This is a genomic window from Enterobacter cloacae complex sp. IR5384, assembly GCF_049237265.1.
GTDB classification, from domain to species: domain Bacteria; phylum Pseudomonadota; class Gammaproteobacteria; order Enterobacterales; family Enterobacteriaceae; genus Enterobacter; species Enterobacter cloacae.
Genome location: NZ_JBMKHJ010000010.1, coordinates 1 through 24,572, shown reverse-complemented (window position 1 = coordinate 24,572; position 24,572 = coordinate 1). Strand labels below are relative to the sequence as shown.

Sequence of the window (24,572 nt, the reverse complement as noted above, 5' to 3'; positions counted from 1 at the left end):
CCGTGCACTTTTTTAGAATACGCTGTTATTAGACTATCCGAACCTTTGGGAGTACACACAATGCAAGAGAACTACAAAATTCTGGTCGTGGATGACGACATGCGCCTGCGTGCGCTGCTGGAACGTTATCTGACCGAGCAGGGCTTCCAGGTTCGTAGCGTCGCGAACGCTGAGCAGATGGACCGCCTGCTGACCCGTGAATCCTTCCATCTGATGGTCCTCGACCTGATGCTGCCGGGCGAAGACGGGCTCTCTATCTGCCGTCGCCTGCGCAGCCAGAGCAACCCTATGCCAATCATTATGGTGACGGCGAAAGGGGAAGAGGTTGACCGTATCGTGGGCCTCGAAATTGGCGCTGACGACTACATTCCTAAACCGTTTAACCCGCGTGAACTGCTGGCGCGTATTCGTGCCGTGCTGCGCCGTCAGGCGAACGAACTGCCAGGCGCACCGTCGCAGGAAGAAGCGGTGATTGCGTTCGGGAAGTTCAAGCTGAACCTCGGTACGCGTGAGATGTTCCGTGAAGACGAGCCAATGCCGCTCACCAGCGGTGAGTTCGCGGTACTGAAAGCGCTGGTCAGCCACCCGCGTGAGCCGCTCTCCCGTGACAAGCTGATGAACCTGGCGCGCGGCCGTGAATACTCGGCAATGGAACGTTCTATCGACGTGCAGATCTCTCGTCTGCGCCGCATGGTGGAAGAAGATCCGGCGCATCCTCGTTATATTCAGACCGTATGGGGTCTGGGCTACGTGTTCGTCCCGGACGGCGCTAAAGCATGAGGCGAATGCGCTTCTCACCGCGAAGCTCGTTTGCCCGTACCCTGCTTTTGATTGTCACCTTGCTGTTTGTCAGCCTGGTGACAACCTACCTGGTGGTGCTGAACTTTGCGATCCTGCCGAGCCTTCAGCAGTTTAATAAGGTCCTGGCGTACGAAGTGCGTATGCTGATGACCGATAAACTGCAGCTGGAGGACGGCACGCAGTTAGTGGTTCCTCCGGCGTTTCGCCGTGAAATCTACCGTGAACTGGGCATTTCGCTCTATTCGAATGAAGCGGCGGAAGACGCGGGTCTGCGCTGGGCGCAGCACTATGAATTCCTCAGCCAGCAGATGGCGCAGCAGCTGGGTGGCCCGACGGAGGTGCGTGTTGAGGTCAACAAAAGCTCGCCGGTCGTCTGGCTGAAAACCTGGCTGTCGCCCAATATCTGGGTGCGCGTTCCGCTGACAGAAATCCACCAGGGCGACTTCTCGCCGCTGTTCCGCTACACCCTTGCCATCATGCTGCTGGCGATAGGCGGCGCGTGGCTGTTTATCCGTATACAGAACCGACCGCTGGTCGACCTGGAACACGCTGCGCTCCAGGTCGGTAAAGGGATCATTCCGCCGCCGCTGCGTGAATATGGCGCATCGGAGGTGCGTTCGGTGACGCGCGCGTTTAATCATATGGCGGCTGGCGTCAAACAGCTGGCGGATGACCGTACGCTGCTGATGGCGGGCGTCAGCCATGATCTGCGTACGCCACTCACGCGTATCCGACTGGCGACGGAGATGATGGGCGAAGAGGACGGTTATCTCGCCGAGTCCATCAACAAGGATATCGAAGAGTGTAACGCCATCATTGAGCAGTTCATTGACTACCTGCGTACCGGGCAGGAGATGCCGATGGAGATGGCTGACCTGAACGCGGTGCTGGGCGAAGTGGTGGCGGCTGAAAGCGGCTACGAGCGTGAGATTGATACCGACCTTCAGGCCGGTGAAATTCAGGTTCGTATGCACCCGCTCTCCATCAAGCGCGCGGTGGCAAACATGGTGGTGAATGCGGCCCGCTACGGTAATGGCTGGATTAAAGTCAGCAGCGGATCGGAACTCAACCGCGCCTGGTTCCAGGTGGAAGATGACGGTCCGGGTATCAAGCCCGAGCAGCGTAAGCATCTGTTCCAGCCGTTTGTGCGCGGCGACAGCGCGCGCAGCACCAGCGGAACCGGTTTAGGCCTGGCGATTGTGCAGCGTATTGTTGATAACCATAACGGGTTGCTGGAGATTGGTACCAGCGAGCGGGGTGGGTTGAGCATTCGCGCCTGGTTGCCGGTGCCGGTGACGCGGGGGCAAGTGAAAGAGGGGTAATCGGGGTGCGGCCTGATGCCCTCACCCCGGCCCTCTCCCACGGGGAGAGGGAGAAACCATTAAAAAAGGCAACTTTCGTTGCCTTTTTGCTTTTACCTACAGCTTCGGTCCCGCACTCACCAGCGCTTCACCCGCCGGGGTATCGGTATACTTCTCGAAGTTCTCAATAAACAGCTTCGCCAGCGTTTCCGCTTTCTCACGCCACTGTTCCGGGGATCCATAGGTGTTACGCGGGTCAAGGATATGCGTATCCACGCCCGGCAGCGCCGTTGGAATAGCCAGATCAAACATCGGCAGGGTGAAGGTTTCAGCGTTATCCAGAGAACCATCCAGAATGGCGTCGATAATGGCGCGGGTATCTTTGATGGAGATACGCTTGCCGGTACCGTTCCAGCCGGTGTTAACCAGGTACGCCTGCGCCCCGGAGGCCTGCATGCGTTTTACCAGCACTTCTGCGTACTGCGTCGGGTGCAGCGACAGGAAGGCCGCGCCGAAGCAGGCGGAGAACGTTGGGGTTGGCTCCGTCACGCCCCGCTCGGTGCCCGCCAGTTTGGCGGTAAAACCGGAGAGGAAGTGATACTGCGTCTGGCTGGCGGTCAGGCGGGAAACCGGCGGCAGCACGCCGAACGCATCCGCCGTCAGGAAAATCACCTTCGTCGCATGACCCGCTTTCGACACCGGCTTCACAATGTTGTCGATGTGGTAGATCGGGTAGGAAACGCGGGTGTTTTCGGTTTTGGATGCGTCGTCGAAGTCGATAGAGCCGTCGGCACGTACGGTGACGTTTTCCAGCAGCGCATCGCGGCGGATGGCATGGAAGATATCCGGCTCAGCTTCTTCAGACAGACGAATGGTCTTCGCGTAGCAACCGCCTTCGAAGTTAAACACGCCGTCGTCATCCCAGCCGTGCTCGTCATCCCCAATCAGACGACGTTTTGGATCGGTAGACAGGGTGGTTTTACCGGTGCCGGACAGGCCAAAGAACACCGCCACATCCCCTTTTTCACCGACGTTCGCTGAGCAGTGCATAGAGGCGATACCGCGCAGCGGCAGCAGGTAGTTCATGACCGAGAACATGCCTTTCTTCATCTCGCCGCCGTACCAGGTACCGCCAATCAGCTGGATACGCTCGGTCAGGTTAAAGGCGATAAAGTTCTCGGAGTTCAGGCCCTGCTCTTGCCACTGTGGGTTGGTGCATTTGGCACCGTTCATCACGATGAAATCGGGTTTGAACGTCTGCAGCTCTTCGTCGGTTGGACGAATAAACATGTTTTTCACGAAATGTGCCTGCCAGGCCACTTCGGTGATAAAACGCACGGAAAGACGGGTGTCGGCGTTAGCGCCGCAGAAAGCGTCGACAATGAACAGACGCTTGCCGGAAAGTTGTTGGGTGACGAGCCCTTTCAGATGCTGCCAGGTTTCCGGGGAGAGCGGTTTGTTATCGTTCTTCCCTTTGCCTTTGTCAGCCCACCACAGCGTATCGCGGGTGGTTTCGTCTCGGACGATATACTTATCTTTCGGCGAACGACCGGTAAAGATACCGGTATCGACGGCGATAGCACCAAGGTTAGTCAACACACCTCGCTCGTATCCTTCCAGTGCTGGATTGAGCTCTTCCTGATACAGCGTATCGTAATCGGGGTTGTAGACGATTTCCTGGACGTCGTGAATACCATAAGCCTTGAGATCTTGCGGGGTTAAACCAGTAACACGCATATCACTGCTCCTTAGCCAATATGTACTGCCTGAAATTGTAGGGTTTTTCTGAGGTTGTTAACCGCGACGGGGCTCATAGATTTACGTATCTGGTCAAAACCCTTACTAACGGAAAACGCTGCGACTCCAGTCACAGGGCAGGCGGATTATCGCAGGAATCGCTTTTTTGTTGGGGAAAATGTTCCGAAAAGGTTAATGGCTGGTGATTTTATCGGAAAGAATGTGAATGTAATCGCATACACGTAAGAAAATTACGTAAGGGTTACAGTATGAAAACGATTCATGTCGTCCGCGGATTGATGAAACAATACGCTTTTCTGGAAAAGGGATGAGAGATGGAAAACAGTGAAACGTTATCCCCTTCAACGCGCCTGGCCATCGTGCTGGTGGGCGCTCTACAGGGGCTGATTTGCTACGGGATTAGCGAGTACATCGCGTATGCGAAATTGCCATCCGATACGGTGTGGTCTTTGTGCGTGATGCCTGCAACGGTGGCGATGACCGCCACTGTCGCGCTTTCCGTGACGTCATTCAGAAAACCGTTACTCTGGCTGGCGCTCGCGATCGTTGGCGCTGTTGTCGCCGGTATGGGCGCCTGGCTTAAGTGGAGCGTGTCCGGGCTTGAACACTGGGAAATTAAAGAGGCCGTGCTTGTCTGGGGCTTTCATCTTCTGTTGATGATGCTATTGATGTTGCCATGGCTGCAAAGGTGTCTGTCGCCTGCGACGACGGCCTCGTTCTACAGTGATTTTTACGATAAGCACTGGCACAACGCGCTGACTATACTCACTATTTTTATCTCCAACGGCCTCTTCTGGCTGGTGCTTTTCCTCTGGGCTGAACTCTTCAAACTCATTGGCATTCAGTTTTTTGATCGCCTTTTCTTCCAGTCTGACTGGTTTATTTCAGTGGCGATTGGCGTGGTTTCTGCCAGTGTCGCCGTGCTGGCGCGTATGCAGGTGCGCTTGATGCGCGCATTACAGAACCTGCTTACCCTGATCGCCACCGGCCTGTTGCCTCTGATGGCGGCCTTAGCACTGCTGTTTATTGGCGCATTGCCCGTGATGGGCTTTGAGGCCATTTCAGCACGGATATCCGCGGCGGGCCTGCTGACCGCCTTAGCGCTACTGCTCCTTTTTCTGGTGACGATTGTCTGGCATCCGCAGCGTCAGACGCTACCTTACTATGCGCTTCTCAACGGGATGGTTCGTCTCGCCATCGCTATCGTTCCCGCCTATCCGGTGTTAGCAGGGTGGGCGTTATGGCTGCGCATTTCGCAATATGGCTGGTCGCCGGAGCGTCTGTATGGCGTACTCATTACGCTGGTGGCGCTGGTCTGGGCGGTAGGATTTTGCATAAGCGTTGTCTTCTGTCGCCGCCAGGCACAAAAGCTGCAGGCGTCCGTTATCCCGCTAACGGGGTCACTTGCGCTTATTCTCCTGATCCTGATTCATACGCCGGTGCTTGATCCGTGGCGTATCAGCGTTGAAAGCCATATGGCGCGCTACCACGACGGACGCATCAACGCGGATCAGGTCAGCCTGTATATGCTCAGCAACAGCGGGCGTAAGGGACGCGAGGCCATGCAGACGCTGCAATACGATCGGCAGTTTATGGCTGAGCCAAAGCGCCAGCGTGAGCTGTACGGCCTTCTCAGCGGAAACCGGGACGGAGCAGGGAAGATGACAGCCGGGATGCTTGAGAAGCAGTTCACACTCGCACCGGGTACGTCTCGCCCCGACAAGGGGTTATGGCAGGCGATGCTGAATAACCAGTACCGATTTGATTCCTGCAGCCGCGAGCGGAAAACCTGTTTACTGATGTCGCTGGATCTGAACGGCGACGGCAAGCCTGAAGCGGTGATTTATCAGTTTAGCGACCGCACGATTGTGGTGTACACGCAAACCGGTACCGGCTGGAAGCTGGCAGGCGATACCTGGAAAATGCCTGATGGTTTATCACGGGAAGAGCTGGAACGCGCAGTGCAGCAGGGGAAGGTGAAACCCGTTGTGAAGCCGTGGGCGGATATTGAGATCTTCGGTGAACGCGTAGAGATAAACTACGATAATGCACTGGTGCGTTAACAAAACGGCTCCTTGTGGAGCCGTTGCTTTATGATCAGTGAACCTGCGGATCCGCCGGAGAGGCGTTGTTGCGGATTTCAGCGATATCCATCGAGTTGAACACATAGTGCGTACCGCAGTAGTCACAGTGCATATCGATTTCACCGTCTTCAGCCATAATGCTGTCGATCTCTTCATCCGGCAGGGTTTTCAGTGCGCCAGCGCAGCGTTCACGTGAACAGGTACACTTAAACTCCACGGCCTGCGGATCGTAAACCGTTACCTCTTCTTCATGATACAGACGCCACAGCACATCGGTCGCCGACAGGTTGAACAGCTCTTCCGCCTTGATGGTTTCGGTCAGCGTCGCCAGGTGCTCAAAATCATTGGTCTGCGCATCCTGTGCGGGCAGAACCTGCAGCAGCATACCGCCTGCAGCGGGTTGCCCGTCTACTTCACCGGTACGGATAAACAGGCGAGTTGGCAGCTGTTCTGAACGCATGAAGTAATCTTCCAGGCAGGCGGCCAGGGTATCGCCTTCCAGACCGACCACGCCCTGATAGCGTTCACCTTCTTCCGGGGAGATGGTGATCACCAGGTAGCCATTGCCCACCAGCGTTTTCAGGTCGGCATTTTCAGGAACGTCGCCCTGAACGCGCGCGACGCCGCGCATCTGCTGCTGATTGTTACCGTTGATCACGGCCAGCGACATCGGGCCATCACCCTGCAGCTGCACGGTGATATCACCGGCAAACTTCAGCGTGGCGGTCAGCAGGCTGGTGGCAACCAGCAGTTCGCCCAACAGGGTTTTCACCGGCAGCGGGTAGTTGTGGTTTTCCAGAATCTGTTTCCAGGTTTCGGATACGGTGACCAGCTCGCCACGCACGGCGAATTGTTCAAACAGATAGCGGTGTAATTGGTCGTGTTGGGCCATAATAGTCTCTCGTGCAGGTGAGGGTTACTCGGTCTCACCGTGTTTAAATTTCATCAGATCGCGGCGCTCTTTTTTATCCGGTCGCCGGTCCGGGTGGGGCATGGTCAGCGCATTCATTTTGCGCGCCAGCGCGGTCTTCTCGCGCTTTTCAATGCTCTCAGCCGTCTCTTCATAAAGCTGTACGGCTTCAGATGCGGGCCGTCGTTGTTCGGTAATGGCTTTAATCACCACCGTTCGTTCATCGTTGCCCTGACGCAGCGTTAAGGTGGCATTCAGTTCAACCAGCTTACTCGGCTTGCTACGCTGGCCGTTGTAATGTACCTTTCCACCGTCAATCATCTCGCGGGCAAGGGCGCGCGTTTTATAAAAACGGGCTGCCCACAGCCATTTATCCAGTCTTACCCCATCTGAGGGTTTTTCTTTCATGGCGTCTCCTTCACGGTCAGTGAGGGGATCATCTGACGATAGTCACCCAGCCCCGGATGCCGCAGATAGCTTTTGTCCGCCAGGCCGGAGTCAGGATTGGTCACGCCCAGGCAGTAGCGAATGCCAAACGCCGCGGCGGAATCCAGAATGGGCTCGCTGTCATCAATGAACAGCGTGCGTTCCGGCTGTAAACCGGTCTCTTCCTTCACCGCATGCCACAACCGCTGATCCTCTTTCGGATAACCAAATGTGTGGGTGGAAAGTAATAAATCAAGGTGTGACGCAAGACCCGTATGTTCCAGCTTCACGGCCAGATTATGCGGATGGGCGTTGGTCAGCAAAATACGGCGCTTGCCGCTTGCTTTCAGCGCATCCAGGAAGGGCACGGTGTCCTCACGCAGTACGGCGCGCGGGCCCTGGGCGGTGGTCATGGCACAAATATCCAAACCGAGTCGTTCGCTCCAGTAGTCCAGACAGTACCAGTTTAGCGTATGTTGCACCGCGCTATATTGCGAACGAATGAATTCCTGCGCTTCTGCCGGGGAGATACCCTGCTGTTCGCCATAGGTCTCCGGGACCAGCTTTTGCCAGAAGTAATTATCGAAGGCGAGATCGAGCAGCGTGCCGTCCATATCCAGCAGGACGGTATCAACCTCCTGCCAGGCGATATCAAGATGCATAGGGGAACTCCAGCCAGAAGAAACGTGCGCGACAGGGTAGCACAACTTGTCGCGCAGCGATGTTATCCGATCAGGCTCTCAGAGGAGGGGACCAGCTTAGGATTAAGGCAATTTTCGTAGTATTGCTGGATCTCAGCAAGCCGGGTGCGCGAACGCTGGTAACGGCGCAGGGCCATAATGCCGTTCCAGAAAATAGACACCAGCATGGCGATCATCAGCAGTGATGTACCGATATAACGCCATAAACCCGCGCTGTCAGGCATCCGGTGCAGGCCGATATGGCGCGTACCGTTGGCATCGGTAAAGATACTGGTCACAATCCCTTCGGCACTGAATGGCGTTTGCATCAGCATCTGCGCCAGACGCTGGAACTGCCCCCATTGTTCCTGAGCCGGGTAGTCGTACAGGGCAATCTGCGGATAAGGCTGATCGACCAGGTCGCTGCCTTCATCGCTGACAATCACAAAACCGCCAGGCGCCGGGCTATTCAGCGCCTGGGCCGCACGGGTGGTTTCACGCATCACAAACGGCGCGGTAGAGGTCGCCACCAGGTTATCCAGCGATTCGGCACTCACCGGGCGCAGTAGCACGTTCACCCCGTCCAGACGACCCGCTTCGGCGCGCTTCACCAGCGAGTCCCAGTCTTTGCTGTTACCCAGGTTCACGAGCGCATTTTTAAGGCGAACGCACTCATCCTGTGCTGAACATAAATCCTGCGTTTTCAATACGATTTCGCCAAAGTCATCCAGCAGTACCATTCCGGATTTCTGAATGGCAGAACGCAGGGCAGGGCTGACGCGTGAATCATCATCGGTTTTCGGGTGCAGCTGGCGGTTGAGCGTCTGGGTGAGCGCAGTGGCTTTATTGACGACATCCGATTCTGGCAGCGGCAACGGCGGCGCATCGTTCCAGACGATTTGCGAGCAGTCGAACGGCATGAACGGCGAGTTCTGACGGGTATTCCAGGCCCCTGGGGTGTGGATGTTACACATTCCGGTACCCTTCAGACGGAGCGTATCACCCACCCGCACGCCAGCGTCATCCAGCTGCTTAACGCTGGTGGCCTCTACGGTTTGTGCCCCTTTGATCCACGACAGGGTGAATTTGATGGGCATATCCAGCGGCACGAACAGCAGCAACAGAGCAAAGACCAGCGCCGCGCCCCCGGCGATAACCGTACTGCGTAGCCAGTGCTGAAGCGGGAAGTTTTTCACTTCATCGTGCAGGGAGAGGAAGCGCCCCTGACGCACAACATGGCGGTCAAGGTAGATATCAATATCGGTTTTATGCCCCAAATCCTGTGCAATCCATGGCTGCCAGTGGCGCGGATAGATAAGGTCAATAATCCCGAGGGAGATATTGTTGATATGTTCCTGATCGTTCTCACCGAACAGGCCCCAGCGCTTAGGGGTGCCGCGCAGGCAGTGAATTTCACGCAAAGAGGTTTTGGCTGGAGGCGCAAACAGCCCCCACAGCCCGGCGGCCAACAGCAGCAGCGCACCGCCCGCGAGCCACGGGACAAACACATCCGGCGTCAGCAGACAGAAGAAAAAGAGCAGGAAGGCGGCCACAATCAGGACCGCCTCGCGAATGCCATCCGGACGACTCAGGGCATGCTCTTCATGAGTCTCCTGACGAATGTTCAGCAGTTCAATTTGCTCGGTCTCTTCACCGCGAATGGAGGCCTGCTTTGAACTCGCGCGTTCCAGCGCAAAGCGCGGTGCTTCATGAATATATTCATTCAGCGTATGGCCGTTCAGGGAGATGACCAGCGGCAGCGAATCGGTATGGATAAGCTCAACGCTGTTTTCGTCATTAATGTACTGCTCCCAGGAGGGAGGCAGATGCACTTCAACGGAGTCGAGGTAGTAACGCCATTTATTGGGATCGTCAGTCGTGATGCCATAACGGGTGATGGAGCGCGTCACGCAGAGCACGGTGTCGCTTTGTGCGTTCAGATTGAGGGTGACCGGCGCAGCCGTAGCCCCCGTTGGCCCGGGCGTTAACTGGGAACGGTTGAGGGTTTCGAGATAGTTCTCAACAGCATCGCGCTCTTCTTGCGTGAGTTTACGCGTTGTGGCACCGGCAAAGGCCGTTAAAAAGGGCAGCCTGAAACGACGCTGTACGCGACGCCTGTATACCCACCCTGCAACTAAAGCGCCGGCCAGCATAGCAGCGAGAACGATCAAAATGGTGCTCATGCTTTCCCCATCTTACTTTATCTTCTTACAGGTGTAGTCAGTGCACCTTTAACAATGAATGAGAGTCTGTGGTTGGCTATCGGCAAGCATGGAGTCGAACTTGAGCATTCTGCAGCGCATCCCAGTGACCGATGATGATAGCAAAGCCTGTCATGGCGCGATATCAGCAAATTCCTGGAAACATTTCAACCTCTTGACATTTGTTTTGATTTGAGGATTGATTCCTGTCAGGTTGCACAAATGTAAATAAAGAACAATTGACATTGCCGAAACCGTGCGGCGTATCGCACAATAAAGTCAGTTCACACTTCAAAGACCCGTCAAGATGAGCAAACCACTACAAAAACCCACCATTCTGAGTGTTGAAACTGTCGCGAAATCCCGGCTGTTTAATGTCGAAAGTGTGGACCTGGAGTTCAGCAACGGCGTGCGTCGCGTTTATGAACGTATGCGCCCCTCATCGCGTGAAGCGGTGATGATCATCCCCATTGTTGATGACCATCTGATTTTGATCCGCGAGTATGCAGTGGGCACGGAATCTTATGAACTGGGTTTCTCGAAAGGGCTTATTGACCCGGGTGAAACGGTCTTTGAAGCAGCAAACCGCGAGCTGAAAGAAGAGGTTGGGTTTGGCGCGAAAGAGCTATCGTTCCTGAAAAAGCTGAGCATGGCTCCCTCCTATTTTTCCAGCAAAATGAACATTGTGGTGGCTGAAGATCTCTACCCTGAATCGCTGGAAGGTGACGAGCCGGAGCCGCTGCCCCAGGTTCGCTGGCCACTGGCGCACCTGATGGATTTGCTGGAAGATCCTGACTTCAATGAGGCGCGTAACGTGAGCGCGCTGTTCCTGGTGCGGGAATGGCTGAAGGGGCAGGGGCGGCTGTAGTGGCCTGATGCCCCAACCCTCTTCCACGGGAGAGGGAGCAAACACAAAAACGGCAACCCGAGGTTGCCGTTTTGCTTTGTTGTCAGAACAGCTCGTGCGTCTCGCCGTTATCAATAATCTCTGTACCCACCTCATGTACCGCCTGCGTGGTTGGCTGCGTACCTTCGATGAAATACTCCTCACGGCTATTGCCACCGTTGGCTAACTGCCCGGTGCTGCGGTCGATATTGACCGTGACCACGCCCGGCGGTGGCGTCAGTGGCTGCTCCGGCACGCCCTCAAGAACGGATTTCATATAGGCATCCCAGGCCGGTTGCGCACTTTTGGCCCCACCTTCGTAGCCGGAAATCTGATCTTTGATCGCGCCAGACGCCGTGGTGCGGCCTAAATCGCGGCGGTGATCGTCAAAACCGATCCAGACCGAGGTCACCACGCCCGGGCCGTAACCGGAGAACCAGGCATCTTTCGAGCTGTTGGTGGTCCCGGTTTTACCACCGATATCGTGGCGCTGTAAATCACGCCCGGCACGCCAGCCGGTACCCTGCCAGCCCGGTTCACCGAAGATGTTGGTATTCAACGCGCTCTTGATCAGGAATGACAGCGGGGTGTTGATCACATGTGGGGCATACTCCTGCGCACCGCTCTGCGCCACCAGCGCCTGGTTTGCCTGTTCCAGCTGTGGCTGCGGCACCACGCCGTTCGGCTGCTCCTGCGACACGGCGACATCTTCCATGTCCTTGTTTTCAAGCACGTCAGACTTCGGCGTATTGCCGTAAATCACCGGGATATCGCACTCCGCACAGGCAATTTTCGGTTTCGCTTCGAACAGCACACCGCCCTGGTCGTTTTCGATTTTACTGATGAAGTACGGGTCGATCAGGAAGCCGCCGTTGGCCATGACCGAATACCCCCGCGCCACTTGCAGCGGCGTGAACGATGCCGAGCCTAACGCCAGCGATTCGGTGCGCACGATGTTCTGTGCCGGGAAGCCAAAACGTTGCAGATACTCTGCCGCGTAATCGACGCCCATCGCACGCATTGCACGCACCATCACCACGTTTTTCGACTGACCCAGCCCCTGACGAAGGCGAATAGGACCTGCGTATTCCGCCGGCGAGTTCTTCGGCTGCCAGTCGGAACCGGCACCGGCATCCCAGCGAGAGATCGGCACGTCATTGAGGATACTGGCAAGCGTTAAGCCTTTATCCATCGCCGCCGTGTAGAGGAACGGTTTGATATTCGAACCGACCTGACGCAGCGCCTGCGTCGCGCGGTTGAATTTGCTCTGGTTGAAATCAAACCCACCCACCAGCGCCAGCACGGCACCGTTTTGCGGGTTAATGGAGACCAGCGCGGAGTTGACGTCTGGCACCTGCGCCAGCCACCAGGCATCGCCCACCTGACGGACCCAGATTTGTTGTCCGGTTTGTACGACATCGGTCACTTTACGTGGTGTTGGTCCCTGTAAGGTGTCAGAGCGGTACGGACGCGCCCAGCGGATCCCGTCCATACGCAAGGAGACTGAGGTGCCATCCGCAAGCGTTGCAACGGCTTCCTGAGGCGTGGCCTGCGTCACCACCGCAGGCAGCAGCGGGCCGTAGGTAGGCAGCGCTTTCAGCGTACTGGTGATTTTTTTACTGTCCCAGGCGCTTTCGCCCACCTTCCACAGCACGTTGGACGGGCCGCGATAGCCGTGACGCATATCGTAGTCCATCACGTTATTTCTCACCGCATCCTGTGCCGCCTGCTGCCCTTTACGGGTAACCGTGGTGTATACGCGATAACCATCTTCATAGGCCTTATCCCCATAACGGCTGACCATTTCCTGGCGAACCATTTCGGTCAGATACGGGGCAGAGAAGGCGATCTCCGGCGCATGGTAGTTGGCGTCGATGACATCGTTGCGTGCCTGCTCATATTCACTCTGGCTGATGTAGCCTTCGCTCAGCATACGTGACAGAACGACATTGCGACGTGCGGTGGCGCGATCGAGCGAGTAGAGCGGGTTAAACGTGGACGGGGCTTTAGGCAGGCCGGCAATGGTCGCCATTTCGCTTAAGGTCAGTTGCTCCACGGGCTTGCCGAAGTACACCTGTGCCGCAGCACCCACGCCATAGGCGCGATAACCGAGATAGATCTTGTTGAGGTAAAGCTCAAGGATTTCGTCTTTACTCAGCAACTGCTCAATACGGATCGCGAGGAACACCTCTTTTATCTTACGTATCAGCGTCTTTTCAGGGCTGAGGAAGAAGTTACGCGCCAGCTGCTGCGTAATGGTACTTGCCCCCTGAGAGGCATGCCCGGAGAACAGCGCAACGCTTGCGGCACGGAAAATCCCCACCGGGTCAACGCCGTGGTGCTCGTAAAAACGGCTGTCCTCTGTGGCGATGAAGGCCTTCACCATCACAGGGGGAATTTGGTTTAAGGTCAGCGGGATACGGCGTTTTTCGCCGTACTGCGCCATCAGCTCGCCGTCGGCGCTGTAGACCTGCATTGGGATCTGGAGCCGCACATCACGAAGCGTAGCGACATCAGGTAGCTGCGGCTCAATATATTTGTACAAACCATAAATCGAGCCTGCTCCCAGCAGAATGCAACACACTGCAAGGATTAATAAATACTTTACGAACTTCACCGGAGATTTCCCATCTGGTTTCACTTGGGCAGTTTCTAAACAATCGCGCGGTAGTATAAAGGCAAGCCTGATTCATTGATATAGCCGTCACGGCGACGGGCGATAAGGAGATCGTGAAGCATGGCTTTCAAAACATGGCAAACGGGCGTTCATATTCAACAAGATAGGGTGCTGATTGTCGCACTGGTTCGTGAGCGTCTCAGCTGGTGTCTGCGCCGCTGGTGGGCGATACCGCTGACGGAAGGCATCATCCTCGACGGGAAAATTTGTCAGCCAGAACAATTGGTTGACGCATTACGCGGCTGGCGGCGTACGTTGCCGCATCAGCACCGGGTGTTTCTCTCATTTCCGGCGGCGCGTACCCTGCAAAGATCGTTACCCCGCCCGGCTATCGCCCTGCGCGACAGCGAACAGCTCTCCTGGCTAGGGGCTGCGCTCTCGCGTGAGCTGGAGATGTCCCCTGATGCGCTGTGCTTCGATTACGCACAGGACACGTTCAGCAACACATTTCATGTCACCGCTGCGCAAAACAAAGAGGTTGAAACACTACTGACGCTCGCGAAAACGCTGCATTTACGGCTGGTGACGATTACTCCGGATGCCAGCGCGCTGGCAAATTTTCTTCCTGCGGTGGCACCGGCGCAGTGTGTCGCGTGGCGAGACGAACATCAGTGGTTGTGGGCAATGCGCCACCAGTGGGGGCGCCGCTTCGCTACCGAGGCCAAAAGCGTGGCTGAACTGGCGGCACTGCTGGCTCTCGCGCCGGACGATATCGCGCTCTTTGATAGCCAGCGCGACCCGTGGGAGTTCGTCTCTCGCTGTCAGCCCCCGCTGCCGGAGTGCGGTGCCGATTATACCGTCGCGCTGGCGCTGGCCATGAGCGAGGTGCCTGAATGAGCATGACCAATCTTCTTCCGTGGCGACAGCAACGACGCGCGCGCCGCGTGCGGTTCTGGGGAGGGCTGTCTGCGGCCACCTGTATTCTGACGCTGGCAACGGTCTTCAGTCTGAGCATGCACGCCCACCTGAAACTGCACGCCCTGCAGGCTGAACTGGCGGGCATGCAGACCGTGCAGCGCGCGCTGTCTTCTCGTCTACCTCTTGCCACACCCGCTCCCACGCGCCAGCCACAGCGTATGGCGTGGCACCCGGTGCTGGCGTCACTCTCCGATGCCATTCCGGCTCAGGCCTGGTTCACTGAGCTTCGTTACCAACCGCCCTCTTTGATGATTAACGGCTATGCCTCAGCACTGCCCGCCCTGTCGGCAATGGGTGATGCTCTGCGACAAATAGCGGGTTTTACCCCAGGGTCAGAAGGGGAGATACGGCAGGATAATCACGGGCGCTGGATGTTCACTTTTCAGCTCACAGGCCAGGGGTAACGTGTGAACAGAATATTTGAACGCTGGTGTGAGAGCCGTCGCCGGTACCGGCTCCTGTGCAGTGGGCTGGGCGTTGCCTTGTTGTGGGGAACCGCATGGGGCCTGTTCCTGAGGCCGCTTAATTCACAGCTTGCTGCGCTTCAGAAGCAAATGACCGACGCCGTCCAGCGCCATGCGACGCTCTGGCCTGTCGCCAGCAACGCGCCGCGCCGGACACCTGAGCCTGACGCCCGCCCGGTGGTGCGCTTTTCCCCGCTGGATTTTCAGGCTGATGGCGCAACGCTGGTGCACTGGAACCCCCTTCCGGTCGGTGGGGAGCTGGCGCTGGATGCCGAGTGGCCAGCAATCCTGACGGTTTTCGCCCGGCTGGCGCAGCAAGATGTCCGGATTGCCGCCTTTACGCTTGCGCCTCAGGGCGCGGCGTTACGTCTGCGAGTGCAACTGGAGCTAGACCATGCGAAATAGCCTGCGCTACCTGCTGGTTTGCTCAGTGCTGTTACTCACCGGGATGCGCGATCCGTTTCATCCGCCCGACGATCCCTGTGCCGTTGGCGAGCTGACGCAGTGGCACTATCGCGGCATGGTCGGCGGGGTTGGCCTGTTGCAGGACGGGAAACAGCGCTGGTATCGCCTGCACTTAGAGGAACGTTTACCGGCGGGCTGGCGGGTCAGCGCAATGAATGAGACGCAACTCGTCGTAGACGTGGGTGAAACCTGTGAGCCAGCGCAATGGACGTGGCAACGAGAAGGAACGAAAAAATATGAATTTAAGGATAACGCTGCTGTTACTGACGATCGTCACTCCGCTGGCCGCCGCACCGAAGCCGGTCACGCTGGTGGTGGATGACGTTCCTGTGGTTCAGGTCCTGCAGGCGCTGGTGGCGCAGGAGAATCGTAATCTGGTGGTGTCACCCGACGTAAGCGGCACTTTATCGCTCAGTCTGACGCATGTTCCGTGGCGACAGGCCTTACAGACGGTGATCGCCAGCGCAGGGCTGGTTCTGCGCGAGGAGGGTGGCATTTTCTATGTCCATACGGCGGCCTGGCAGCGCGAACAGCAGGAGCGTAACGCACAGGACCGGGCCCGCAGGCAGCTTGAGGCTCCGCTGCTCTCGCAAAGCATTTCGTTTTCATACGCTGATGCCGGGGAGTTGCAAAACGCAGCGGAAAAACTGCTCAGTCCGAAGGGCAGTCTGTCTCTTGATAAACGCACCAACCGGCTGCTGGTCAGGGATAATAAAGCCGTACTGGAGACGCTACAGCGCTGGGCAACACAGATGGATATTCCCGTCGAGCAGGTCGAACTGGCGGCGCATATCGTCACCATCAACGAAAAAAGTCTGCGGGAGCTGGGGGTGAAATGGAATCTTGCCGAGGCCAGCGAAGCGGGCAAGATTGGGCAAATGACAACCCTTGGCAGTGATTTGTCCGTGGCCAGCGCCACCAGCCATGTGGGGTTTAACATCGGGCGTATTAACGGCAGGCTGCTGGATCTGGAGCTGTCAGCACTGGAGCAAAAACAGCAGGTCGATATCATCGCCAGCCCGCGACTGCTGGCCTCGCACATGCAGCCAGCCAGTATCAAACAGGGCAGTGAGATCCCATACCAGGTCTCCAGCGGGGAGAGTGGGGCCACCTCTGTGGAGTTCAAAGAGGCGGTATTAGGTATGGAGGTCACCCCAGTGGTGCTACCGGGCGGGCGCGTGCGCCTGAAATTACATATCAGTGAAAATATGCCGGGGCAGGTGTTGCAACAGGCTGATGGCGAAACGCTGGCTATCGACAAACAAGAAATAGAGACTCAGGTGGAGGTAAAAAGTGGAGAAACGCTGGCGCTGGGCGGTATTTTCTCGCAAAAGAATAAAACCGGAAGTGATAGCGTACCCGGGCTCGGTAAAATCCCCTGGCTTGGGCAGCTTTTTCGTCATGACGGTAAAGACAACGAACGGCGTGAATTAGTGGTGTTTATAACACCACGTCTGGTGGCTATTCACTGACGGGTAACGATCCCCGCAATGATTTTGCATTCAGTTTGTTGCAGATGTTTGACGTGGGGCATGAATTAGCATACAAGGAGTACCGATTTGAGTTGGACTGACGTCTTGTTGTCTTATGCGTCTGGTGCGGTGATTTAATCAGTTGCCAAACAAGCCGGAGTATTGAGATAATTTTTAGTCTGACTCTCGCTCTATTGCATATGAGGTTTCAGTTCATGTCCTGCTACGCCGGGTGTCTGCGAAGCGGGGATTACCATTAACGAATAGTCTTAGTAGTACCGAAAAAATGGCAGAGAAACGCAATATCTTTCTGGTTGGGCCTATGGGTGCCGGCAAAAGCACTATTGGGCGTCAGTTAGCTCAACAACTCAATATGGAATTTTACGATTCTGATCAAGAGATTGAGAAACGAACCGGAGCTGATGTGGGCTGGGTCTTCGATGTAGAAGGCGAAGAAGGTTTCCGTGACCGAGAAGAAAAAGTGATCAACGAACTCACGGAAAAACAGGGCATCGTGCTGGCGACCGGCGGCGGTTCTGTAAAATCTCGCGAAACCCGCAACCGTCTCTCCGCCCGTGGCGTAGTGGTCTATCTTGAGACGACCATTGAAAAACAGCTGGCACGTACGCAGCGCGATAAAAAGCGCCCGCTGCTGCAGGTTGAAACGCCACCACGCGAAGTTCTGGAAGCGTTGGCCGATGAACGCAATCCTCTGTACGAAGAGATTGCTGATGTGACCATTCGTACTGATGATCAGAGCGCTAAAGTGGTTGCAAACCAGATTATTCATATGCTGGAAAGCAACTGATTCTGGCTTTATATACACTCGCCTGCGGGTAAAAGCATTAAAGGTGGATGTCGCGTCATGGAGAGGATTACAGTTACTCTCGGGGAACGTAGTTACCCTATCACCATCGCGGCTGGTTTGTTTAACGACCCAGCTTCCTTTTTACCACTGAAAGCGGGTGATCAGGCGATGCTGGTCACCAATGAGACGCTGGCTCCGCTTTATCTTGACCGCGTTCGCCACCTGCTTGAGCAGGCGGGCGTGAAAGTCGACAGTGTAATTCTGCCCGATGGCGAGCAGTATAAAAGCCTGACGGTACTGGATACCGTCTTTACCGCATTGCTGCAAAAACCCCATGGTCGCGATACGACACTGCTTGCTCTCGGCGGCGGTGTTGTGGGCGATCTGACGGGCTTTGCGGCAGCAAGCTATCAACGTGGTGTCCGTTTTATTCAGATTCCGACCACCTTACTGTCTCAGGTCGACTCTTCCGTTGGCGGCAAAACCGCGGTCAACCATCCGCTCGGCAAAAACATGATTGGCGCGTTCTACCAGCCTGCTTCGGTGGTGGTGGATCTCGACTGTCTGAAAACCCTGCCAGCACGCGAACTGGCCTCTGGCCTGGCTGAAGTGATCAAATACGGCATTATTCTCGACGGTGAGTTCTTTAACTGGCTGGAAGAGAATATGGATGCGCTGCTGCGCCTGGATGAGGCTAAACTGGCATACTGCATTCGCCGTTGTTGTGAGCTGAAAGCAGAAGTTGTTGCAGCAGACGAGCGTGAAACGGGCTTACGTGCTTTACTGAATCTTGGGCATACGTTTGGCCACGCGATTGAAGCCGAAATGGGTTACGGAAACTGGCTCCACGGTGAAGCTGTCGCTGCTGGCATGGTGATGGCTGCCCGTACCTCCGAACGTCTGGGTCAGTTCAAACCGGAAGAGACGGCACGTATCATCGCACTGCTGGAACGTGCTGGCTTGCCGGTAACCGGGCCGCAGGAGATGTCGGCGCAAGCGTATTTACCCCACATGATGCGCGATAAAAAAGTATTGGCAGGTGAGATGCGTCTTGTACTCCCGCTTGCAATAGGGAAGAGTGAAGTGCGCGGCGGAGTGCCGCACGATGTCGTTCTTGGCGCTATCGCTGATTGTCAGCAGGCGTAACAACTAGAAAGGTCAGGCCACTGTTACCGGTGGTCGTTTAGCTTCAGGCGAAATGCAAAGTCGTAGGCATAAGCCTTTGAGTGGGGTGTTAAATGGATGAATTCAAACCAGAAGACGAGCTGAAACCCGATCCCAGCGATCGTCGTACTGGTCGTTCTCGTCAATCTTCAGAACGTGATAACGAGCCGCAGATCAACTTTGACGATGTTGATCTGGATGCAGACGATCGTCGCCCTTCACGTAGCCGCAATGCGCGTGATGAGCGAGAAGAAGAGGATTATGAGTCCGAAGAAGATTCAATGGACGAAGAGCCAGTAGAGCGTCGCCCGCGTAAACGTAAAAAAGCGGCCGCGCAGAAACCGGCCTCCCGCCAGTACATCATGATGGGACTGGGCGTTCTGGTGCTTGTGCTGCTGATTGTCGGCATTGGCTCCGCGCTGAAAGCGCCTTCCACGAATTCTGGCGAGCAAACGGCTTCCACTGAGAAGAGCATCAACCTCTCCGGTAACGATGCGGCAGATCAGGCAAATGGTGCACAGCCAGCGCCGGGGACCACCTCCGCAGAGCAGACCGCCAGTAACACAACGACGGCGCAGGATGTTTCCCTGCCGCCAGTCTCTTCTACCCCCGCTCAGAATCAGGCACCTGCCACGCCAGAAGGCCAGCAGCGTGTAGAAGTTCAGGGCGATCTGAACAACGCGCTGATGCAGCCGCAAAACCAGCAGCAGGTGGATAACGTCGTGGTGAACTCTACGCTGCCAACTGAACCTGCAACCGTTGCGCCTGTTCGCGGTGGCAACGCTCAGCCACAAACCGCAGCAACCGAAAGCAAGCCGCGTCAGACTCAGACTGCACCACGTCAGGAACGTAAGCAGGCGGTCATTGAACCTAAGCGTGAAACAAAACCTCAGGCTGTGGTAAAAGCACCAGAAGTCAAAGCAACCCCGGTGCAGCCGAAACGGACTGAAACCGCTGCGGCAAGCGAGCCTGCAAAAGCGCCAGTGACGCAGACTGCACCGAAAGCCACGGCCACCACCACTGCACCTGCGGCGACAACGGCTCCAGCTGCAACCGCCACAGCATCGGCTGGCACAGCCGGTAAAACGACGGGTAACGTCGGTTCACTGAAATCTGCGCCATCCAGTAACTACACGCTGCAGCTGAGCAGTTCGTCCAACTATGACAACCTCAACGGTTGGGCGAAGAAATCGAATCTGAAAAACTACGTGGTTTATCAGACGACCCGTAACGGGCAGCCGTGGTATGTGCTGGTGAGCGGTGTGTATGCTTCTAAAGATGAAGCGAAACGTGCCGTGGCGACACTGCCAGCAGACGTTCAGGCGAAAAACCCGTGGGCGAAGCCCATTCATCAGGTTCAGGCCGATCTTAAGTAATGTTTAAAGCGCAGGATGCTGTCGGAGCTTTCTCCACAGCCGGAGAAGGTGTAATCAGTTAGTCAGCATGAAAAAAAATCGCGCTTTTCTGAAATGGGCAGGGGGGAAATACCCCCTGCTTGATGATATCAAAAAGCACCTGCCTAAAGGCGAGTGTCTTATCGAACCCTTTGTGGGCGCAGGATCGGTGTTCCTGAACACCGATTTTTCTCGTTATATCCTGGCGGATATCAACAGCGATCTCATCAGCCTCTATAACATCGTCAAACTGCGTACCGATGAGTATGTGGAAGAGGCGCGCAAGCTGTTTACGCCCGAGAACAATCATCCGGATGTTTACTACCAGCTGCGCACTGAGTTTAACCAGAGCCAGGATCCGTTCCGTCGGGCACTGTTGTTCCTCTATCTCAACCGCCATGGTTACAACGGCCTGTGCCGGTATAATCTGCGTGGGGAATTCAACGTGCCGTTTGGCCGCTATAAGCGCCCTTACTTCCCGCAGGACGAGCTGTATCACTTTGCTGAAAAAGCGCAGAATGCAGAATTCCACTGCCTCTCATATGAAGAGTGTATGGAACTGGCGGGCGTAGACTCGGTGGTTTACTGCGATCCGCCGTACGCCCCGCTGTCTGCGACGGCGAATTTTACCGCCTATCACACCAACAGCTTCAGTCCGGCCGAGCAGGCCCGTCTGGCGGAGATGGCGGAAAAGCTGGTCAGCAAAAGAATTCCGGTGTTAATTTCGAATCACGATACCCCTGATACGCGCGAATGGTACAAAGCCGCGAAGCATTTTCAGGTCAAAGTGCGGCGTAGCATTAGCAGCAACGGCGGCACACGTAAAAAGGTGGACGAACTCCTGGCTCTTTATCGCCCCTGAGCCGTTTTGCCCGCCGGTAAACACATTTCAAGGAGATGCGGATGAAACAGTTTTTGATTGCTCCCTCAATTCTGTCGGCCGATTTTGCCCGCCTGGGTGAGGACACTGCTAACGCGCTCGCCGCGGGTGCGGATGTCGTCCATTTCGACGTTATGGATAACCACTACGTTCCTAACCTGACCATTGGCCCCATGGTGCTCAAGGCGCTGCGTAACTACGGTATTACCGCGCCCATTGACGTCCATCTGATGGTGAAACCGGTTGACCGCATCGTGCCTGATTTTGCCGCGGCGGGCGCCAGCATCATTACTTTCCACCCGGAAGCGTCTGAACATGTTGACCGCACGCTGCAGCTGATTAAAGAAAACGGCTGTAAAGCGGGCCTGGTCTTTAACCCGGCAACGCCGCTGAGCTATCTCGACTATGTGATGGATAAGCTGGACGTTATCTTGCTGATGTCCGTTAACCCGGGCTTTGGCGGGCAGTCATTCATTCCTCATACGCTCGATAAACTGCGTGAAGTGCGCCGTCGTATTGATGAGTCAGGTTATGACATCCGTCTGGAAGTGGATGGTGGCGTGAAGGTGAATAACATTGGTGAAATTGCGGCTGCGGGCGCGGATATGTTCGTTGCCGGTTCGGCAATTTTCGACCAACCGGATTACAAGAAAGTTATAGATGAAATGCGCCGCGAGCTGGCGAAGGTAAGTCATGGATAAATTGCAGGCAACCCGGGGTATTGCATTTGACCTCGATGGCACGCTGGTTGACAGCGCGCCGGGCTTAACGATCGCCGTCGACCAGGCGCTGTACGCCCTTGAACTGCCCGTCGCGGGCGAAGATCGCGTCGTGACGTGGATTGGTAATGGCGCAGATGTCCTGATGGAGCGCGCCCTGACGTGGGCTCGGCAGGAGCGTGCGTCACAACGTTCCGCACAGGGTAAACCGAGCGTTGATCACGCGGATATCCCGCAGGAAGAACAGCTACGGATTCTGCGCAAACTGTTTGACCGTTTCTACGCAGAAACCGTTGAAGAAGGCAGCTTCCTGTTCCCGGACGTGAAGGAAACGCTGAGCGCGCTGCATGCGAAAGGCATTCCGCTGGGGCTGGTTACCAATAAGCCGACGCCGTTTGTTGCGCCATTGCTGGACGCGCTGGATATCGCGAAATACTTCACCGTGATTGTGGGCGGTGATGACGTACAGAATAAAAAGCCGCACCCGGAACCGCTGTTGCTGGTGGCAGAAAAATTATCCTTAACACCTGCTGAGCTGCTCTTTGTCGGTGATTCACGCAATGATATTCTGGCTGCCAGAGCGGCGGGTTGTCCCTCCGTGGGGTTAACCTATGGCTACAACTACGGTGAGGCCATTACCCTGAGTGAGCCGGACGTCGTGTTCGATCGCTTCAAAGATTTGTTGCCCGCACTCGGGCTTTCATACAGTGAACATCAGGAATTGAAAAATGACTAAGCCCATCGTTTTTAGTGGCGCCCAGCCGTCAGGTGAATTGACCATTGGTAACTACATGGGTGCGTTACGTCAGTGGGTTAGCATGCAGGATGACTACCATTGCATTTACTGCATTGTGGATCTGCATGCTATTACCGCCCGTCAGGATCCTGAGAAGCTGCGTAAAGCCACGCTGGACACCCTGGCGCTCTATCTGGCCTGCGGGATCGATCCTGAAAAGAGCACCATCTTCGTTCAGTCTCACGTGCCGGAACATGCACAGCTTGGCTGGGCGCTGAACTGCTACACCTACTTTGGTGAACTGAGCCGTATGACGCAGTTTAAGGATAAATCCGCGCGCTATTCCGAGAACATTAACGCCGGTCTGTTTGACTATCCGGTGCTGATGGCGGCTGACATTCTGCTGTATCAGACTAACCAGGTGCCGGTGGGTGAAGACCAGAAGCAACACCTGGAGCTGAGCCGTGATATCGCCCAGCGCTTTAACGCCCTGTATGGCGAAGTGTTCAAAGTGCCAGAGCCATTTATTCCAAAATCCGGTGCACGCGTGATGTCGCTGCTGGAGCCGACCAAAAAGATGTCCAAGTCTGACGATAACCGCAACAACGTTATCGGCCTGCTGGAAGATCCGAAATCGGTGGTTAAAAAGCTCAAGCGTGCCGTGACCGACTCCGACGAGCCGCCTGTTGTGCGCTACGATGTGCAGAACAAAGCGGGGGTCTCCAACCTGCTGGATATCCTCTCCGGTGTGACCGGCCAGAGCATTCCTGAGCTGGAGCAGCACTTTGAAGGCAAGATGTACGGCCACCTGAAAGGCGAAGTGGCGGATGCCGTTTCCGGTATGCTGACCGAGCTGCAGGAGCGTTATCACCGCTACCGTAACGATGAAGCCTTCCTGCAGAAGGTGATGAAAGAGGGCGCTGAAAAAGCCAGCGCGCGCGCGTCAGAAACCCTGAAAGCGGTGTACGAAGCGATTGGGTTTGTTGCGAAGCCGTAGGTAAAAGCAAAACGGTAACGGCGTTACCGTTTTTAGGGTTTGTACCCTCTCCCTGTGGGCTGAGGGTTCCCCAGAAAAATGAAAAGCACGATGAAGTGTGATCTACTGGTTGCGCTAACAAATCAGAAGAGACCTCATCGTGCCTTTACAGACAGTCTGCCAGAAATTTTTCTCCGCGTCTTTACCGGACGTTCACAGCTTCCGGATTAATGTCCTTGTTTCCATGGCCGTTGCCCTCACGCACGGTGCGGATCTGACCCTGACCAGCCTTGGTCGCTCTCTTCCCGGCAGGGCGCACGTCAAAAATAAAATTAAACGTGTTGACCGTGCCCTGGGTAATACCGCCCTTCACCGGGATATTCCCCGTATTCAGCATCTGCTCACACATACCATCACCTCCCTGATGCCCTTCTGTGTGATTGCTGTCGACTGGACAGGCTGGCATGACAGGAACTGGTATCTTCTGCAGGCAAGCCTGGTCTGTAATGGTCGCTCACTGCCGCTTATGAGTGAGGTTGTCCCCGCAGAGCTGGCGCAGAACAGCGATGTACAATGCCGCTTCCTTGACCGCCTGCATGATGCCATCCCGAAAGATAAAGCCGTCACCATCATTACGGATGCAGGCTTCCGGACAGACTGGTTCCGGCATGTCAGCCAGCTGGGCTGGAGCTTCACCGGCAGGGTCAGGGGCTGCATCAGCTTCCGGCTGGATGGAGATAAAAAGTGGATGAAAATCAGTGAGCTTGAGGCTACCGGACAACCGGTCTGCGTGGGTTACGGTGTCCTGTCCCGTAAACCACGAACGCCCTGTTACGGCCGGTTCTATCTGCA

23 protein-coding genes are annotated in these 24,572 nt (G+C 55.9%); 17 read left to right on the top strand and 6 right to left on the bottom strand.

From position 1 onward, the window contains the following. Nucleotides 1-60: 60 nt before the first annotated feature. The gene (gene ompR, locus ACOTX3_RS10670; protein WP_006177890.1) at nt 61-780 is read left to right on the top strand and encodes a two-component system response regulator OmpR; all 720 of its coding nucleotides are present in this window, start codon (nt 61-63) and stop codon (nt 778-780) included. Then, the gene (gene envZ / locus ACOTX3_RS10665) at nt 777-2,123 is read left to right on the top strand and encodes a two-component system sensor histidine kinase EnvZ (protein ID WP_029882169.1); all 1,347 of its coding nucleotides are present in this window, start codon (nt 777-779) and stop codon (nt 2,121-2,123) included. Before ompR ends, envZ begins: the two co-directional genes overlap by 4 nt. 96 nt (nt 2,124-2,219) lie before the next feature. Here the strand turns inward: envZ and pckA are convergent, their stop codons facing one another. After that, nucleotides 2,220-3,839, bottom strand: coding sequence for a phosphoenolpyruvate carboxykinase (ATP) (pckA, locus tag ACOTX3_RS10660; protein ID WP_014833557.1), 1,620 nt, complete (start codon nt 3,837-3,839; stop codon nt 2,220-2,222). 335 nt (nt 3,840-4,174) lie between these two features. Between pckA and ACOTX3_RS10655 the strand changes: the two genes are divergently transcribed. Continuing rightward, entirely contained in the window at nt 4,175-5,923 is a 1,749-nt protein-coding gene (locus ACOTX3_RS10655; RefSeq protein WP_058678218.1) for a DUF4153 domain-containing protein, read from the top strand. Between the two features lie 34 nt (nt 5,924-5,957). Here the strand turns inward: ACOTX3_RS10655 and hslO are convergent, their stop codons facing one another. The 4 genes from hslO to ACOTX3_RS10635 all read right to left on the bottom strand — a co-directional run bounded on the left by hslO (nt 5,958) and on the right by ACOTX3_RS10635 (nt 10,143). After that, nucleotides 5,958-6,836, bottom strand: a complete 879-nt coding sequence (gene hslO / locus ACOTX3_RS10650; RefSeq protein ID WP_013099084.1) for an Hsp33 family molecular chaperone HslO — start codon at nt 6,834-6,836, stop codon at nt 5,958-5,960. 24 nt (nt 6,837-6,860) lie between these two features. Continuing rightward, nucleotides 6,861-7,262, bottom strand: coding sequence for a ribosome-associated heat shock protein Hsp15 (hslR, locus tag ACOTX3_RS10645; RefSeq protein ID WP_013099083.1), 402 nt, complete (start codon nt 7,260-7,262; stop codon nt 6,861-6,863). After that, nucleotides 7,259-7,942, bottom strand: coding sequence for a GMP/IMP nucleotidase (yrfG, locus tag ACOTX3_RS10640; protein ID WP_013099082.1), 684 nt, complete (start codon nt 7,940-7,942; stop codon nt 7,259-7,261). Before yrfG ends, hslR begins: the two co-directional genes overlap by 4 nt. Before the next feature lie 62 nt (nt 7,943-8,004). Further along, complete coding sequence (locus ACOTX3_RS10635; protein WP_013099081.1) at nt 8,005-10,143, bottom strand: intracellular growth attenuator family protein; 2,139 nt, start codon at nt 10,141-10,143, stop codon at nt 8,005-8,007. Nucleotides 10,144-10,468: 325 nt separating this feature from the next. Between ACOTX3_RS10635 and nudE the strand changes: the two genes are divergently transcribed. Then, nucleotides 10,469-11,029 carry an ADP compounds hydrolase NudE gene (gene nudE, locus ACOTX3_RS10630; protein ID WP_029882167.1) on the top strand — a complete coding sequence of 187 codons (561 nt, stop codon included), beginning with the start codon at nt 10,469-10,471 and terminating at the stop codon, nt 11,027-11,029. An 82-nt stretch (nt 11,030-11,111) separates the two neighbouring features. On the opposite strand, the gene mrcA is transcribed toward nudE, so the two are convergent. Then, nucleotides 11,112-13,664: a peptidoglycan glycosyltransferase/peptidoglycan DD-transpeptidase MrcA gene (mrcA, locus tag ACOTX3_RS10625; RefSeq protein ID WP_013099079.1), complete on the bottom strand. Its 2,553-nt coding sequence runs from the start codon at nt 13,662-13,664 to the stop codon at nt 11,112-11,114. Between the two features lie 120 nt (nt 13,665-13,784). Here mrcA and ACOTX3_RS10620 point away from each other — a divergent pair, with 120 nt between their 5' ends. The 13 genes from ACOTX3_RS10620 to ACOTX3_RS10560 form a co-directional block, all read left to right on the top strand. Beyond that, a complete protein-coding gene (locus ACOTX3_RS10620; RefSeq protein ID WP_058678217.1) occupies nt 13,785-14,561 on the top strand; it encodes a hypothetical protein in 777 nt (258 codons plus the stop codon). Continuing rightward, the gene (locus tag ACOTX3_RS10615) at nt 14,558-15,046 is read left to right on the top strand and encodes a PilN domain-containing protein (protein WP_058678216.1); all 489 of its coding nucleotides are present in this window, start codon (nt 14,558-14,560) and stop codon (nt 15,044-15,046) included. The genes ACOTX3_RS10620 and ACOTX3_RS10615 overlap by 4 nt, the downstream gene beginning before the upstream one ends. Nucleotides 15,047-15,049: 3 nt before the next feature. Then, nucleotides 15,050-15,511 carry a hypothetical protein gene (locus tag ACOTX3_RS10610; RefSeq protein WP_058678215.1) on the top strand — a complete coding sequence of 154 codons (462 nt, stop codon included), beginning with the start codon at nt 15,050-15,052 and terminating at the stop codon, nt 15,509-15,511. Continuing rightward, nucleotides 15,501-15,893: a HofP DNA utilization family protein gene (locus ACOTX3_RS10605; RefSeq protein ID WP_029882164.1), complete on the top strand. Its 393-nt coding sequence runs from the start codon at nt 15,501-15,503 to the stop codon at nt 15,891-15,893. Before ACOTX3_RS10610 ends, ACOTX3_RS10605 begins: the two co-directional genes overlap by 11 nt. Beyond that, a complete protein-coding gene (gene hofQ, locus ACOTX3_RS10600) occupies nt 15,808-17,043 on the top strand; it encodes a DNA uptake porin HofQ (protein WP_058678214.1) in 1,236 nt (411 codons plus the stop codon). The genes ACOTX3_RS10605 and hofQ overlap by 86 nt, the downstream gene beginning before the upstream one ends. Nucleotides 17,044-17,329: 286 nt before the next feature. After that, complete coding sequence (gene aroK / locus ACOTX3_RS10595; protein ID WP_003861630.1) at nt 17,330-17,851, top strand: shikimate kinase AroK; 522 nt, start codon at nt 17,330-17,332, stop codon at nt 17,849-17,851. 57 nt (nt 17,852-17,908) lie between these two features. Then, nucleotides 17,909-18,997 carry a 3-dehydroquinate synthase gene (aroB, locus tag ACOTX3_RS10590; protein ID WP_029882162.1) on the top strand — a complete coding sequence of 363 codons (1,089 nt, stop codon included), beginning with the start codon at nt 17,909-17,911 and terminating at the stop codon, nt 18,995-18,997. Between the two features lie 92 nt (nt 18,998-19,089). Further along, nucleotides 19,090-20,391: a cell division protein DamX gene (gene damX / locus ACOTX3_RS10585; protein WP_048972491.1), complete on the top strand. Its 1,302-nt coding sequence runs from the start codon at nt 19,090-19,092 to the stop codon at nt 20,389-20,391. 67 nt (nt 20,392-20,458) lie between these two features. Further along, nucleotides 20,459-21,271, top strand: coding sequence for an adenine-specific DNA-methyltransferase (gene dam / locus ACOTX3_RS10580; protein WP_013099069.1), 813 nt, complete (start codon nt 20,459-20,461; stop codon nt 21,269-21,271). A 41-nt stretch (nt 21,272-21,312) separates the two neighbouring features. Beyond that, entirely contained in the window at nt 21,313-21,990 is a 678-nt protein-coding gene (gene rpe, locus ACOTX3_RS10575; protein ID WP_008503032.1) for a ribulose-phosphate 3-epimerase, read from the top strand. Further along, nucleotides 21,983-22,744, top strand: a complete 762-nt coding sequence (gene gph, locus ACOTX3_RS10570) for a phosphoglycolate phosphatase (RefSeq protein ID WP_058678213.1) — start codon at nt 21,983-21,985, stop codon at nt 22,742-22,744. Before rpe ends, gph begins: the two co-directional genes overlap by 8 nt. Continuing rightward, on the top strand, nt 22,737-23,741 hold the full coding sequence (gene trpS / locus ACOTX3_RS10565; RefSeq protein WP_020687783.1) for a tryptophan--tRNA ligase: 1,005 nt from the start codon (nt 22,737-22,739) through the stop codon (nt 23,739-23,741). Before gph ends, trpS begins: the two co-directional genes overlap by 8 nt. A gap of 139 nt (nt 23,742-23,880) precedes the next feature. Next, on the top strand, nt 23,881-24,572 hold a 692-nt coding region (locus ACOTX3_RS10560; RefSeq protein WP_421634977.1), incomplete at its 3' end, for an IS4 family transposase.